At 34.9% G+C, this 16,299-nt stretch carries 13 protein-coding genes; 2 read left to right on the top strand and 11 right to left on the bottom strand.

Features of this window, described 5'->3' with window-relative positions:
• Positions 1-11: 11 nt before the first annotated feature.
• From ACYUJ6_RS03010 to ACYUJ6_RS02990, 5 genes are all read right to left on the bottom strand, one after another.
• Entirely contained in the window at positions 12-1,289 is a 1,278-nt protein-coding gene (locus ACYUJ6_RS03010) for an MFS transporter (protein ID WP_461844399.1), read from the bottom strand.
• Between the two features lie 86 nt (positions 1,290-1,375).
• Positions 1,376-2,536 (bottom strand): UxaA family hydrolase, encoded by a 1,161-nt coding sequence (locus tag ACYUJ6_RS03005; RefSeq protein WP_461844398.1) that lies wholly within the window; start codon positions 2,534-2,536, stop codon positions 1,376-1,378.
• Between the two features lie 27 nt (positions 2,537-2,563).
• Positions 2,564-2,851: a UxaA family hydrolase gene (locus tag ACYUJ6_RS03000; protein WP_461844397.1), complete on the bottom strand. Its 288-nt coding sequence runs from the start codon at positions 2,849-2,851 to the stop codon at positions 2,564-2,566.
• Between the two features lie 14 nt (positions 2,852-2,865).
• Positions 2,866-3,759, bottom strand: a complete 894-nt coding sequence (dapA, locus tag ACYUJ6_RS02995; protein WP_461844396.1) for a 4-hydroxy-tetrahydrodipicolinate synthase — start codon at positions 3,757-3,759, stop codon at positions 2,866-2,868.
• A 165-nt stretch (positions 3,760-3,924) separates the two neighbouring features.
• Complete coding sequence (locus ACYUJ6_RS02990) at positions 3,925-5,838, bottom strand: sigma 54-interacting transcriptional regulator (protein ID WP_461844395.1); 1,914 nt, start codon at positions 5,836-5,838, stop codon at positions 3,925-3,927.
• Positions 5,839-6,058: 220 nt separating this feature from the next.
• Here ACYUJ6_RS02990 and ACYUJ6_RS02985 point away from each other — a divergent pair, with 220 nt between their 5' ends.
• Positions 6,059-6,673 (top strand): hypothetical protein, encoded by a 615-nt coding sequence (locus ACYUJ6_RS02985; RefSeq protein WP_461844394.1) that lies wholly within the window; start codon positions 6,059-6,061, stop codon positions 6,671-6,673.
• Between the two features lie 137 nt (positions 6,674-6,810).
• Here ACYUJ6_RS02985 and ACYUJ6_RS02980 read toward each other — a convergent pair whose 3' ends face one another.
• The 5 genes from ACYUJ6_RS02980 to ACYUJ6_RS02960 form a co-directional block, all read right to left on the bottom strand.
• Complete coding sequence (locus ACYUJ6_RS02980; protein WP_461844393.1) at positions 6,811-7,476, bottom strand: GntR family transcriptional regulator; 666 nt, start codon at positions 7,474-7,476, stop codon at positions 6,811-6,813.
• A 207-nt stretch (positions 7,477-7,683) separates the two neighbouring features.
• Positions 7,684-8,658 (bottom strand): D-2-hydroxyacid dehydrogenase, encoded by a 975-nt coding sequence (locus tag ACYUJ6_RS02975; RefSeq protein WP_461845421.1) that lies wholly within the window; start codon positions 8,656-8,658, stop codon positions 7,684-7,686.
• A gap of 99 nt (positions 8,659-8,757) precedes the next feature.
• On the bottom strand, positions 8,758-10,146 hold the full coding sequence (locus tag ACYUJ6_RS02970; protein ID WP_461844392.1) for an MFS transporter: 1,389 nt from the start codon (positions 10,144-10,146) through the stop codon (positions 8,758-8,760).
• Positions 10,147-10,455: 309 nt separating this feature from the next.
• Positions 10,456-11,736, bottom strand: coding sequence for an aminotransferase class V-fold PLP-dependent enzyme (locus ACYUJ6_RS02965; RefSeq protein WP_461844391.1), 1,281 nt, complete (start codon positions 11,734-11,736; stop codon positions 10,456-10,458).
• 50 nt (positions 11,737-11,786) lie between these two features.
• On the bottom strand, positions 11,787-12,746 hold the full coding sequence (locus ACYUJ6_RS02960) for an aminopeptidase (protein ID WP_461844390.1): 960 nt from the start codon (positions 12,744-12,746) through the stop codon (positions 11,787-11,789).
• Positions 12,747-13,102: 356 nt separating this feature from the next.
• Here ACYUJ6_RS02960 and ACYUJ6_RS02955 point away from each other — a divergent pair, with 356 nt between their 5' ends.
• The gene (locus ACYUJ6_RS02955; RefSeq protein ID WP_461844389.1) at positions 13,103-14,818 is read left to right on the top strand and encodes an IS1634 family transposase; all 1,716 of its coding nucleotides are present in this window, start codon (positions 13,103-13,105) and stop codon (positions 14,816-14,818) included.
• Positions 14,819-15,093: 275 nt separating this feature from the next.
• Here the strand turns inward: ACYUJ6_RS02955 and ACYUJ6_RS02950 are convergent, their stop codons facing one another.
• A complete protein-coding gene (locus tag ACYUJ6_RS02950; RefSeq protein WP_461844388.1) occupies positions 15,094-16,083 on the bottom strand; it encodes an ornithine cyclodeaminase family protein in 990 nt (329 codons plus the stop codon).
• Positions 16,084-16,299 lie beyond the last annotated feature (216 nt).

Below are 16,299 nucleotides of genomic sequence, written 5' to 3'. Positions count from 1 at the left end.
TTATTTCACCATTACAGTCCTTCACTTTTAGATGTTTCTTTTGGCAATGATACAGTTACTAAAAATCCAATTGCTAAAATTATTACTAAACTATAAGTTCCTATACCCGAGCTGTACTTCATAGTCAGCCACCCAACTATATACGGCCCCAGAAAACCTCCCAAATTTCCGAGTGCATTTATAACTCCCCTGGCACCTCCTGCCATCTCTGCATTAAACAATATTGGAGGTATTGTCCAGAACACACTTGAAGCCGCTTGAAGAAATACACCGCAGCCAATTAAAAAAGCAAATGACAGCCATATGCTGGATTTTGTTTGAACTGACAATAACAGACATATGGAAAATCCAATTAAAGGCAGTGCAGTATGCAGTTTTCTATTACCACTCTTATCGGATAAATGAGAGAACACATACAGCCCAACTATGGTACCAATATAAGGCAGTGTAGAGAGCCACCCCACACCATTCATTCCTGATTTAGTAAGTTCTTTTATCAAAGTCGGAAGCCAGAGTGAAAACCCGTATATTCCGGTCTGATAACAAAAATATATTACAATTAATTTCCACATATTTATATTGGAAAATATGTCTTTAAGAGATACAGCAGTTCCTTCCTTATCTTTTACATTTTTCTGCTCCTCTTCTATTTTTCGTGTAATATACTCTTTTTCCTCTTCAGATATCCACTTGGCATCTTCAGGCCTGTCACTTATAAGCGGCAGCCAAACCAATATTAATGCAAGAGATATTATACCTTCTATTATAAAAACAGCACGCCAGCTGTATACAGTTATAATCCATCCGGAAAGCGGACCAGTTATTATGGAAGCTATTGGCACATTCATTATGAAATATGCATTTGCCCTTCCCCTTTCTTCGTTTGGAAACCAGTGGCTTATAATAGTTAGTATTGCGGGCCACACACCGCCTTCGGCAACTCCCAGTAAAAAACGAATTGCAAGCAGCTGGGGCACATTTTGAACAAATCCGGATATAACTGCAAGTCCTCCCCAGGCCATTATTGAACATGCTATAAATTTCTTGGCACTTCCCTTTTCAGCTATTTGTCCACCTGGAACTTGCAAAAACAGATATCCTACAAAGAATATTCCCGCAGCAAGGCCTGTAACACTGGCCGTCATAGCTAGATCCTTACTCATTCCGCCTGCCATTGCAAAGCCTATATTTGTACGATCCATAAAGGCTACTATATAAACCAGTATTGTGGGTGGAATTATATGAAGCCAACGCCCACTAGGTATTACTTTATTTACATTTTTTTGCATTTATACTCCCCCTCATATAATAAACGTTTCCATATTTAGTCTAAACCTGCACCTTTCATGAAAGATCCAACATTTATACAAACAATCTATACATAGTTACACAACCTGCTTATTGCAGTATCATTGAAACCCAATGCCTCTGCCTTTGTAACTTTCCCATTTGCTACCTTGATGACTTCATTTAACAGATTCTCACCTAATTGTTCTATGGTTTTTTCTCCTGATATAACTTCACTTGCATTAAAATCTATATTTCCCTTCATCTTTTCAAAAGTATATTTATTGCCGGTTACCTTTAACACTGGAGATACTATATTGCCTGTAGGAGTTCCCCTTCCTGTGGTAAACACTATTATCTGGCATCCGCCAGCTGCAAGTCCGGTTACCGATGCTATATCAAACCCTGGAGTATCCATTATGACCAATCCCTTTTTACTGGGGAAATCAGCATAATCCACCACTTCCACTATAGGTCTATGTCCACCTTTGTGTATGCACCCCAATGATTTTTCTTCAATAGTACTTATACCACCTGCTTTATTTCCAGGTGAAGGATTACCTTCCCTCAAGTTTTCCCCTGCAGTCTTCAAATGGTTTTCATATCTTTTAACTATGGATATGATTTCGTCACTAATTTCCGGAGTAGCTCCTCTTGCCGCAAGTAAATGTTCTGCCCCTATGAATTCAGTTGTTTCACATAGTATTGAGGTTGATCCCAAATCCACAAGCCTGTCACTCATATCACCAAGAACCGGATTGGCCGCCAGCCCGGAAGTAGGATCAGATCCTCCACATTCCGTTGCAACTATGAGCTCGGATATGTCAGCTTCTTCCCTTTTGATTTCAGATGCTTCCTGTGCCATCTTCCTTGCATATTCAATTCCCTTTGCAATAGTAGCACTTGTTCCTCCCTCTTCTTGAATAACCAATTTTTTTAAAGGCTTATTAGTCACAGCTTCTATTAGTTTTGAAACCTCATCAGGCTGGGCATTTTCACATCCAAGTCCTATGAGGACTGTACCATACACATTGGGGTTTGCCGCCAGGCCTACCAGCACCTTCACAGTGATATCCAAATCACCTTTGGCCTGACCACATCCATTTTGATTAACTATATTAACAGCACCTTCTACTTGCTCCGCCACTATCCTGCAGGTTTCACTTGAACATGCACAAGTAGGAAGTACAAGAACTTTATTCCTTATTCCGACTTTTCCATCAGGTCTTCTATATCCCATAAATTTCATAACCTTATCCTCCCGTCCACTATTTTGCTATATATTTTCTCTTATACTTATAAAATTGTGCAAATGCACATGTTCCCCTGTTTTTATATCCTTTATGGCTTTTCCTATTACCTGACCGTATTTATAAATTTCCTCCCCTTTTTCTATATTGGATATTGAAAATTTATGATAGACAGGTATGTTGTTTATAATAGAAACTTTTTTCAATTCATCACCAATCTTGTACACAGCTGTATCCCCAATTTTTAACTCCGATATAGCTACAGCCACATTATCTTTCTTGTCCACAATTAAAGAATTTATATTATCATTCATAGCTATTTTCCTTTCTAAAAATCGATTTCATTTTTAAGAATTTCTTTTAATTTTGCAGCCTGTACCTCATTTAAAGTTCCCAGAGGTTTGCAGCTCACCGGTTTTATATCCTTTTTAATTAATGATACTGCTGTCTTAATAGTAGGTATAAAAGGCTGTGCAATATCATACAGTCCCATAAATTTATTTATTTTATTCTGCAATACTTTTACCCTTTTAAAATCCTCTTTGTTGTATGCGCTAAAGATCTCCGAAAATAATTCAGGATCAAAATTTGAAAGGCCTCCGATTAATCCATTTCCACCGGAAAGTAAATTTGGGATAAAGTATTCTTCAAATCCTGAAAACACCATGAAATCTTTCAGCTGTAATTTCACGACTTGAATTATTTTCCTGGTATGACTCATATTATCCACAGTATCTTTAATTCCCACGATATTTTTGTATTTAAGAGCTAATTTTAATATAAGCTCTGCACTCATATTGACACAGGTTCTATCGGGAAAATTGTACATAATAATTGGTATATCAGTGTTCTCTGCAATCTCAGAGTAATACTTATACAGGCTGTCTTCACCTAGTTTAAAATAATATGGACAGACAACGACTACTGCGTCTGCTCCTTCTTTTTCACAAAACTTTGTGAGTTCAACTACTTCATCTACGTCTGTTCCACCTGTTCCAACCAGAACCGGAACCCTTTTATTCACCTTTTCAATCACAAAGCTGATAAATTTTTTCTTTTTATCCAGAGGTATACTAAAGAATTCTCCTGTACTTCCCAATATCAAAATTCCATTGACTCCGCCTCCAACAAGATAGTCAATCAGCTCTCCATTACCTTTAAAATCAATGTCTCTGTTCTCATCTAAAACCGTTATCATTGGTGTAAAAATTCCACTGTACATATCTTCATTCATCTCCTTGTACAATAATTTTTATAAATAATGTTACACTAATCTTTACAGCAATATCCATGCCAATTTTAAAATTTCTGCAAAAATAAAGGGAAACCTTTGTAATGTGGTTTCCCTTTATCCAATACATATCTTTTTCCATTTCAGAAATGAAATCTATTTTTCATTTCTGAAATTCAATTTTCTCCATAGAGTGGTTTTACTCATGTTAAGCTTCCTGCATAATCTGTCTTTATCTCCGTTATATTCTTTCAGTAAATTATATATAATATCACTTTCCATTTCCTTTAAGTTATCGGACACCCTTATCTTTATCTCCCTGTTACAGTCTCTATCCCTAAAATTATAATTTAGAATTTCCATTAATGACTTCTCCGTAATCTCTTCCCCTTCATTGCATATAACAAGCTTGTCAATAAAGTTCTTTAACTCCCTGACATTTCCTATCCAGCTGTAGTCCAGCAGGCGCTTAAATACATTTTCATTTTTCCAGTACAAACATCTATTTTCATTTGCACATTCCTTTTTTATAAGGGATATTACCAATGGTATTATATCTTCTTTTCTATTTCTCAATGGATCAATTCTAAGTTCCAGCACACTTATTCTATAATATAGATCTTCTCTAAAACTTTTATTGATTACTTCATCTCTCAAGTTTTTATTTGTAGCACAGATTATTCTCACATCTATGGGTATAATCTTGTCTGCTCCCACTCTCCTTATTTCTCTCTCCTGAAGTACTCTTAAAAGTCTGGATTGAAAATTAAGAGATATCTCTCCAATCTCATCTAAAAATAACGTTCCTCCATGTGCAATTTCAAAAAGTCCCTTTTTGCCACCTTTTAGAGCACCTGTAAAGGCACCTTCTTCATACCCGAACAACTCACTTTCAAGCAGATTTTCATTTAGGGAAGCACAATTTATTGATACAAAGGGACCATTCTTTCTTCTGCTCACATTATGAATGCTGTGTGCAAACAACTCCTTGCCGGTACCACTTTCACCAACTATAAGTATAGTACCTTCAGAACGGGCAAATTTAAAAGCCAAATTTTTAGTTTTCATTATACTATCACTTTTTCCTATAATATCATCAAAATTATATTTAGCTACAAGTCCTTTTTCACTGAGCTTTTTTCTTATATTCAATTCCAGTTTTTGAATGTCATCCACCTGCTGAAATATTGCCACAGTTCCCTGTATTTTGTTGTCAACCAGAATTTTTATTATATTGGAAACAATTCTCCTGTCACCTAACGTTATCAATTTTCCAAGTTCAATGGGGCTGCCCTTTTTAATCTTTTCAAAGCAGTGAACCGGAAAGATGTCCTGCATTTTATTGCCTATTACCTCACTTTGAGGATTTCCCAGTATCTTTTGGGCGGATTTATTATAAACACTGATTTTATTATCCTTATCCGCTGTGAGTACACCTTCATCTATTACATTCAATATGGATTCCATTTCTTTTACCCTGGTTTTTTCTTCAATATTATATTGAATCATTCTCACAGCCTGATTCAGTGCCTGTACAACAGCTTCCTGGCCTGATTCAAGTATCTCACTGTAAATGCCGTGTTTCTTTGCCTCTAAAACAGCTATAACATCTCCTATCAGGGCATCAATTTTATTGTTTTTTATAATTTTGTCCACTGCCTCTGGAATCTCATCTACATCATTACAGGATTCAAATTCAACATTGATATCCGATATATTATTAAAATAGTTCTTTTTGTAGATAATATTGGATATAGTAACAACTGCAATTTTTTTATAACCTCTATTGGTAACACTGCTTATAGATCTCAATATATCAAAGGAAGTTACTGGAATTTCTATCACAGGTATATTCATCTTAGTTCCTAAATATGCTGCCGTTCCGCCCCTTGTAACTATAATCTTTGTACCATGATCAATACTTTTATATATATCACTTATATTTTCACATTTCTTCCCTATAAAATTTCCCTCAATTATAGAAAATGGTATATCTATATTATCCTTTATATCCCGTACCAACCTCTCAAGCTTATCATATGGAGCTACCAGTAATATATCATTATCCATACTAACAATCATTCCCCCCCATATTAAGTTAAAACTATAGAAAAGCTTAAAATAAAATCACCAACTAGCTGTGCAACTGCAAACTAATCAGTGATTAAATAACTTTACGATTTCATTATATGGTAAACGTTTCTACATGTCAACTTTCAAACAATTTTTGCGAATAATTACCACATAAATCGGCAAACTATAAATAAATCTATTTTGGGAGGAAAATAAAATGTTAAAAAGAAATATTAAAATAATAGCTGCTTTAACTGTTTTGACATCATTAAATATTAGTTTCATGACGGTTCATGCTTCATCAGCTGGGGATATCTCCGCAATAAGTCAAACCGCATTGAAAAAAAATAGCAATCATAAACATCATGATTATAAATCCCATCTTGATAAGCTGGTAAGAGATGAAGTCATAACTCAAAAGCAGGAAAATGCTTCACTGGATTTAATAAAATCCAACGACTTTCGAGAATTTATGAAAAAAAATCACAAGTGTTCAAAAAATAAATTGAATACTCTGGTTCAAAATGGAACCATAACCAAGGAACAGGAATCCTCCATAAAAAAAGTATTCTCTTCTTCTAAAAAGCAGGGGAAAAATTTTAGAAACTCTTTTGACAATGGCTTGGATGATCTGGTAAATAAGGGTACCATAAACAAAAATCAAAAGGCTTCCGTACAAAATCTATTGATTTCCTGCAGAAAAGAGCATATTGATAACCTGACCGTATTTTTCAAACATAAATTTGATACTCTTGTAAATAACGGAACAATAACACAAAAGCAAGAGGAAGCTATAATCAAAAGCTTAACAACTTTTAAACATACTTCATAAAACAAATTCCCCGAGGTACAGCAAATTATTTCCTGTACCTCATATTCACACCTCTTAAAATTACAAAAAGGGATACCTAATAATAAATAATCTTAATCAGGTATCTTTAACTAATTAATTCACATTTATCTTGACAATTAAATCATATAGTCGCTTGTAAGACTGATGTAACCATTTAAGATATTTTGTTCTATTTCTTCCACAAAACAATCTTTATCATTGTTTGTTATGCAATCAACAATTCTTCTATGTTCCTCCAGGCTTTTTCTAAGTCTTGTTGAATTTTTGCAGGATTCAATACCTAATAAATATGCTCTATCAAAAAGATTATCTATAATAGAAAAGAAATGTGAGTTTTCATATTTCTTCAGAATGTATTTATGAAAATCAATATCTTCTAACATAAATAGCTTTGGATCATTTTGTTCTACAGCCTGGATTTGCTTTTTATAAGAATTCTCCAAATAGTCAATGTCAGTTTTGTCAATATGAGCAAAAACGTGTTTAGCAGCATATGTTTCAATTGCAGCCCTTAACTCGTATATTTCTCTAGCATCATTTATGGTTATAGTATTTATAATTACTCCCTGCTTAGGCACAATAGTCAGAAATTTATCATATTCAAGTCTCTGACAAGCATAGGTAACGGGAGTTCTACTTATATTTAATTTTTTACTCATGGCAGATATACTAATTACCTCTCCCTGTTTAAGTTCACCAATTATTATTTTTTTCTTGATTATTTCATATGCAGTTTTAGTCAAACTATTTAAATTATTATTTTCAACTTTATTTGTTTCCATTTAACTAACCCTTTCCCAATGGCAAATTTAATTTTGCAATTATAATTTCATCCTTAACATATAGCAGTTTACTCGGACAATTGTAAAATAAGTCTAAAATTCAAGTTGCATGTAAGTGAAATTTAGATAATACCATGGCAAAGTTATAATATAACAATTCTGAACTATTGTCAATATGCATTAAAAAAATCATCAATAAGAGTCAAGTCATTTATTCACAACATTAACAGGAGTACCTAATAAAAATTGTTTCAGATTTTCCACTGCAATATTCATGAGCCGCTCTCTGGCTTCTTTAGGAGCCCAGGAAATATGAGGTGTAATAATGCAATTTTTTGCTTTAAGCAGTGGATTGTCAATCTTTACAGGCTCTGTGGAAACTACATCTACTGCTGCTGCTTTAACTTTTCCGCTGTTCAATGCCTCAGCAAGGTCTTCCTCCACTATGAGAGGTCCTCTGGAATTATTAATTATTATTACATTATCTTTCATTTTTGATATTGAATTTTTGTTTATTATACCTCTAGTACTATCAAATAACGGGCAGTGCAGAGCAATTACATCCGATTTAGCTATCAGTTCATCAAATTCAACATATTTCATGGTTTCACTTTCAAGAAGTTGGTTTTTATATTTGTCATAAGCAAGTACTTTCATACCCAGAGCTTGGGCTATTTTTCCTGTCCTCTGCCCGATTCTGCCATAGCCTATTATTCCCATAGTTTTTCCAGCAAGTTCAATCAATGGATAATTCCAGTAGCACCAGTCAGGATTATGCGTCCAGTCACCGCATTTCACTGAATTACTATGTTCTCCTACATGATGACATATTTCAAGAAGCAGTGCTATAGCCATTTGGGATACTGAATCCGTTCCATATGTAGGTATATTAGTTACAACTATTCCCGCTTCTTTTGCAGCGTCTACATCTACAACATTAAATCCAGTTGCCAGCACACCTATAAATTTCAAATTGGGCATTTTCTCAAGTGCATTTTTTGTAATGGGAGTTTTGTTTGTAAATACTGCTTCAGCATCTCCCACTCTCTCTATTATTAAATCCTCTTTGCTGGAATCATATGAAGTACGATCATATACCTTAAGCTTTCCTAATTTCTCCACATTACTCCAACTGATATCTCCAGGATTTAAAGTATAACCATCCAATACAACAATTTTCATTTTCATAATCATTCCCTTCGCTTTGTTCAAGGTGCAAAACATGCTGTACCTCTTTTATTCCAGTAACAATTCATATTTTTAATTTCAGCCTTGCCATAACTAAACACAACTTTTATCCATTGCTTCTTTTCCTATTTCCTCAATTGTTTTTTGTCTTGTTTCTATACCAAAAATAAGTATAACCAATGCCACCAGGCCGAGTATCACTCCAATTGCTATGAAAACTGCAACGGATCCATACTTTGTCATAATCATTGCTACTCCATAAGGAGTAAAAATTGTTACAGCTCTTCCAATTGCATTACATACTCCCAAACCTCTGAGACGTATTTCAGTAGGCCACAACTCTGGAGCATATACAGAACAGGCAAAGCAAACATACATGTAAAGAACGGAAATCAAGATGAATCCGACTACAATAATTACAGTTTCCTGTTTTTGCAATGAATAAATATATCCAAGTACAGCTATTGTAATTAAAAGAACTACTCCCATCTGCCTGCGGGGAAATTTGTCCATTATTCGTGATGCAATAAATACACCAAATGGAGCACCAAATAAAATTATTGTAGTCATAAATACAGATCTGGTAACAGTGATACCGGATTTAACAAATATTGTTGGAATCCATGTAGTAATACTATACACTGCTGTATTCATAGCAATAAGCAAGCAGCTGCCAAGTATTGTACACTTCAATAAATTACCTTTAAACAAACTTGAAAAGGGAATCTGTTTTACTTCGTCATGTAATTTTATTTCTTCCGTTTCTTCAACTTGCGGCAGTTTAATTCCTTTTTCTCTTTCAATCTGCTTCTCAACTTCTGTAAGTATTTCATCTGCTTTTTCCACATCACCACGTGATTCATACCATCGCGGCGACTCTGGAAAATCATGACGTATATACCACAATATCAATGCACAGACTCCACCAATAACAAACATTCCACGCCAGCCATATTGGGGTCCCAATGCAGACATAACAAACAAACCAATTAAAGTTGCTACAGGTGGTGCAATATTTGCTAAGAGAGATAATGTTGACGTCCATTTTCCACGAGTCTTTGCGGGCACAAATTCAGCAAATGTACCAAAACCAACAACAAGCTCCGCACCAAGACCAAACCCCATTATTCCTCTTAGGCCAATCAATACAGTCATATTGGGAGTAAACGCTGCTACTAATGTAGCCAGACCAAATATAAGAAGATTTACCTGATAAGCAAATTTTCTTCCCCAACGGTCTCCCGAAAATCCTGCAAACAAGGAACCAAAAAAAAGTCCGATCATTGTAGTAGACGTAAAAGCAGCATTTAGATAGTTGTTAGACCATCCGTTTTTTACCAGTTGGGCCAGAATTGCGCCCCCAGAATAATTATCAAAACCATCTATTAAAAGACCGCAGCCAATCATCCAAAAAACTTTGTAAAACCATTTTGATGTAGGTAATCTATCCATTCTAGGACCTATACTACTTTTTATACTCACAGAAATGACCTCCTAAATATATACTAATTTTTATTATTACAATCCTGTATTAATCTGGTGGTTTGAGTATGACAAATGTCCATTTTGCCATACTCAAACATTCACTTGAATTAAAACCATCAGATCAACTTAATGAGACAAATTTCCAAAGAAATAACCCTATTTATCAATCATGCCTGTGAACAATACAGAGCAATGGAAAGTATGGCAATTTCTTTCTGTAAATTTTTCGGAAAACATTTACATAGAGGATTCAAGTCAAAAACTGCGTTGATTTCACACGGAGTACAATACCGTAAATATTTAATATTAAGCCAATTCTTTTGTAGTTTCCAAAAATGCATCAATATCTTCTATACTGTTGCAGTGCAATGGTGACACCCTGATGCATCCTTCCATACCAAAGGAATCAAGCATTCTCTTTGAGTATAGGCTTGTATTAATTCTTTCATATACAATAATGCCTCTCTTTTCATACTCCCTAACAGCTTCTGTAAATCCCAGACGTTTAATTCCCATAGCAATAATAAAATCTCTCTTTGTCATATCAAGGTAGTCAAGGTAAACATCCACACCTTTCATTTTTCTAAGACCCTCAATTTTATCGCTGCCATTAAGCATTCTATTCATAAGACCTCTTTCGTGCATCTTAATTCTGTTCATGCCTTCAACGAATAATTCTCTTCTATCAGTGCTATTTATAAACTTGGCACCCAGCCAGCATACATAATTTACAATTTCGGTTATAGCTATAAATTGAGCTGGTGCAGGAGATCCTAACTCCCAGGTACCTTCGGGTTTTGCAAGAAGTGTATGATGAGGCAGCTTTGAAAGCCTGTCCGAAACATATGCAATACCTGATCCTCTATTGGCAAAAAACTTGTATGGGGCAAAATTCATTCCATCCACCTTAAGCTTTTCAACATCAATAACACCATGAGGAGCGTGCTGAACCGAATCAATTATGATGTAAAGGTCCGGTTTTTTTGCTCTTGCAGCCTTAATAATAGCTTCGGCATCAAAAATAGCACCAGAAATGTTGGATGCATACATAAAACTCAAAAGACAAGTGTTACAGTCAATTTTGCTTACAATTTCATCAACATCCACACCACCTGTAACAGGGTTTGTTTTAACAGGTCTAAATTCTTTTCCAGTTTTTTTAGTATAATAAAATGCTGCATCATAAGCTGAAGGATGTTCCAGTACAGTAGATACAATGTTTGTACCCGGTACATTTTCAGCAACGGCTCCCACCATTTCAAACATGGCCTGGGAAGCTGTAAGAGTGGTAAGCAGGCTGCCATCCTTTGCATTTAAAATAATTCTTATATCGTTTTCACCATCAGCTTGTATCTTTTGAAGATACAGGGCCGTAGCGTGTGCTCTTTCAGGGCAGTCTGGAATTGCATCAATTCTTGCAATAGATTCTACTACGCTTTTTAACCTAAATGCTCCACCAGCATTATCAAAGTATATTCTTCTGCCTTCCCTTAATGGATCTTTATCAACATGCCAAAATTTTTCTTTGACTTCCTTCTGCAATTCATCGCTAAAAAGTATTCCTTCTTGTATACTTGTATCAATCATAATAAACTTTCCTTTCATTTTAAATTTTGTAATTATTTTAACTAATAATTTTAAACAACTTTACCTTCTTGAAGTATAGTTTTCCCGTCTACCGTCAGTGTTGGATTTTTGAATACCATATCCAGATGGTAGGCACTTTGAACAACTCCTCCAAATCCTCTGTTATCGCCACATCCGAAATGAACGGTTCCACCACATCCCTCATCTTCAAGCATTCTGCCGTTCAATTCACACATTGAATTTAATCCAATACCAATTTCCCCTATGTTATATACATTGAGGTCGTTAAACTTTTTCATGATTTTCTTTAATTTTTCTGCCTGGCTTCCTCCGGATATATCCACAATCAAGCCCTTTTTAATAGTCAACTTAATCTTGTCAGTAATAAGCCCAAGTTCTGGATGAGGTATACTTCCATCTATATAGACAACACCTTCTCCAGTACCTTCCACCGCACATGTAGCACATTCAATATCGGGAGGTGAAGATGATTCTCCAGGCATCAAGCTTCTGGCATATTGAGGAGTGGGAGCTCTGCCAGCGATACTGCATGTAAAATCACTGCCGCTGGCCGTAGATATATGACATACCTTCCCACCCTTTAATTTTTGAGCAACCTGTGTACAAATTTTGCCAATTGATTCGAAGTCACAATAAAGGCCTCCTTTTTTCAGCATTGATACACTGTAATCCGCCATGTTAACAAACCTTGCACCAGAAGCAGCAGCATCTCTTCTTGCCTTGGAATGAAATAATGAAAATTTAGTACATCCAAATATGACATCAGCCTCAGCCATTGCTGCAGCAACAACTTTGTTAGGATCTTGTCCATGCATTGTACGCTCATCCATCAATATAAGAGACTTATTTGTGTATTCACCCATGGAATTCCATATATTATCAGCCACTTCAAAACTTGATGGATCAGTTACAATTAAGATATTCTCATCTTTTTTGCAATTAGAGCAGGTAGTTAGAAGTACATTACATGCCTCATACTTTTCATTCATCTTAATATCTCCTTTTATAATAAAGCTTATTGAATACAACTTATATTTAAGTCGTATTCAACTTGCATGCAAGTTATATTATGTTTATATATTATCATAGTAATTACCGAAAGTAAATAGACTTTATATATAATTTTTTATTTTTTGTAAATTCTTATTTTTACTCTATATATAGAAAATAAAGATAATTATAATCTTTCCACAGTTTTGCAGCAACTTTTTACTTAACTTAACCTGGATTCATTGATTTTACTGGCGAATTCGGGGATTTTTATTTTCGTTTTTCGTCATATTTTACTAGCGCTTTATGTAGTATTGTGATATAATTAGTATTATATGTGTGGAGATGATTGTTTATGTACCTAAAAAAGACTCCTTCTAGCAATGGCAGAATTCGATTATCCATTGTAGATAGTTACTATGATAAAACTAAAAAATGTTCCCGGCAGATAACTGTGGAATCTTTAGGATTTCTCGACGAATTAGAAAAAGAATATGATGATCCAATCTCTTTCTTCTCTGCACGTGTTGAACAATTAAAGGAAGAAAAGAAATGTAAAAAAGCTCCAATCACTTTTGTATTTCATGATGCTGATACAATCGAGCAAGATGTTACCTTGCGTAAAAATTTTGGATATACTGCGTTAAGCAAGATTTATCATGAGCTTGGCATACACACTTTCCTTACCAACAGACAACGTCATACTAAGGACAATTATGATGCTGATACAATCATGAAACTCCTTGTTTATTCAAGGCTTTTGAATCCTGCTTCAAAAAAGAAAACTTTTGAGAATAAAGATTGGTTCTTTGAAAAAGATAACTATTCTCTTGATGATGTTTATCGTTGCCTTACCTTTTTTAACAAGCATAAAGAGAGTCTCCAATTTTGGATCAACAATAAAATCAAAGAACTCTATGGAAGAGATACCAGTCTTATTTACTATGATGTAACCAACTACTACTTTGAAACTGATAAAATGGACAACCTCAGAAAAAAGGGAGTATCGAAAGAACACCGACCAAATCCAATTGTACAAATGGGGTTATTTATAGACAACAAAGGGCTCCCCATTACCTATGAGCTATTTTCAGGAAACACTAATGACTGCCTTACCTATCGACCTAATTTTGCACGTATCAAGAAGGAATATAATCTTGGCAGGGTAATAACGGTGGCAGACAAAGGCGTGACTACTGGCGACAACATTTGGTATACGACTCATACTCCTACAAAAGATGGGTATGTATTCAGTATGTCTGTTCGCGGTTCTGACAAAGAATTAAAACAGTATGTATTAGCAAAAGAAGGATATGAATGGCTAGGCACAGAATACAAGAGAAAATCTAGATTATACCCAAGAACAATTCAGATAACATCATCTAACGGAAAAAAATTAAAAAAAGTAGTACATGAAAAACAGGTAGTATTCTACAGCGAAAAATATGATAAACGTGCTAAGGCTGAGCGTGCTGCCGCACTTGCAAAAGCACAGGACTTAATCTCAAATCCGGGTTCTTATACAAGGGCTACTTCCTATGGTGCAGCTAAATATATAAAAAACATTAACTTCGATAAAGAAACTGGAGAAATCTTGAAACCAACACAACTTCTAAAATTAGACATGGACAAACTAGAGGAAGAAGAAGCTTTGGATGGTTACTATGTCATTGTAACTAGTGAATATAAAGAATCTGATGATAAAATCATTGATATGTACCGAGGGTTATGGAAGATTGAAGAATCTTTCCGAGTAACTAAAAGTGACTTAGAGGCAAGACCAGTTTTTGTATCCACCCAAGGGCATATAGAAGCACATTTTTTAATCTGTTTCGTTGCTCTGGTGATTGCAAGGATACTTGAGATGAAAACAGGAAACAAATATAGTATTGGAAAACTACTAGAAACTTTGTCAAAAGCTGAATGCAGCTATGTTCAGCAGAATTATTACATGTTTGATTATTTCAATGATATATTAAATGAAATTGGAGTTATTTCTAACATTGACTACTCCAAAAAGATACGAAGTTTAGGTGAGATAAAAAAAGTTTTAGCATCTACCAAAAAATGATTTATAACGCTATGATTCTCTGACAAAAAAGAATACCCGCTAACCAGCATGTTTACTGGCCTAACGGGTGTTTTTTATTCGTTTTTGCTGCAAAACTTAGGATATACGTCAAGTGTTTTTTGAAATATAATTTCAAGATTACAATATCAGCAAAAGGCAGCTCCTTCCTAAATTATTGTGTGATAAATAACTGCAGCATATTCAAATTAGTATGATTTACAATATAGTCATGAAGTGTATGTGAAAAATTTACAACATAAAAAATCCGGCAGCCTTTATAATTCTACATTTATACCTATTTTGGCTTTAAGTGCCTTTTCATATATTTTATATGCTGTGACCACATCCATTACAGCAATTCCAACGGTTTCATAGATAGTTATATCATCTTCCGAAGTTCTTCCTTCAATTTTCTTGGAGATTACTTCTCCCAGTTCACCGTTGATTTTGCTTTCATCAATAAGTCCTTTTTTTATAGGAATTATAAAATCGCCGCTTTCAGAAAGGACAGCACTTTTTGAATCCATGTAGATCTTATCAGCATTTTGAACTATATACTCATCAAGCTCCTCCATAACAGGGGTATATGATCCAACTCCATTTATATGGGAACCTTTTTTTACAAGTCTGCCGTTAAAAACAGCCTCTTTGGAAGTAGTTACTGTAGTGATAATATCAGCATCTTTAACAGCATCATCTGAACTCTCGGCGGCAATAATTTTTGCAGAAAACCGGTTAAGTTCTTTGCTCATCCTTTCAGCAAAAACTTCAGCCCTTTTTTTATCAATATCAAACACCTTTACAGTATCAAGCTCTCTCACCGTAAGCATTGCTTCCAGTTGAGAAGCAGCCTGACCTCCTGTTCCAAACAGCGCACCATTTTTTGCATCTTTTCTTGACAATATATCAGTTGCTGCCCCAGATGTGGCCCCTGTCCTGAGTTGAGTCAGATAAGTACCATCCATGATGCATATTACATCTCCGGTTCTACCATCAAGCAATATCATTTTAGCCGGTACTGAAGGTATGCCTTTTTCAATATTCTTCGGGAAAACTGAAACAATCTTGATACCAACACTGTGGAGTCCCTCCACATATGCCGGCATGAACAAACTCTGGCCTTCATATTTTGGCACATCGATATTTGTTCTCAAGGGCACCACGCTTTTACCTTCTGAAAATGTGTATAATGCCTCTTTTGCAGCGTCAACAGCCTCTTTCATATTAAACACCTTTTTTATATCGCTTTTATTAAGTAGTAACACTTTAACATCCCCCTTTGTTCTCAATTCTTATTTATTTGTTTTAAATTCTTTAATAATCATTGCTGCCTCTGAATATAATATAACTGCTTCTACAATTCATTACAATATGAAAATATTCTTATATAGTAACCGTTTAAGCAAGTCAACAGTTTTTTATATTTACGGCCCGTCTCCACTATTTAATTTTATTTAAATTTTTATCACCTTTTTCTAACT

This window comes from Clostridium sp. JNZ X4-2, from assembly GCF_054889485.1.
This window is presented reverse-complemented; position numbering and strand designations above follow the sequence as displayed.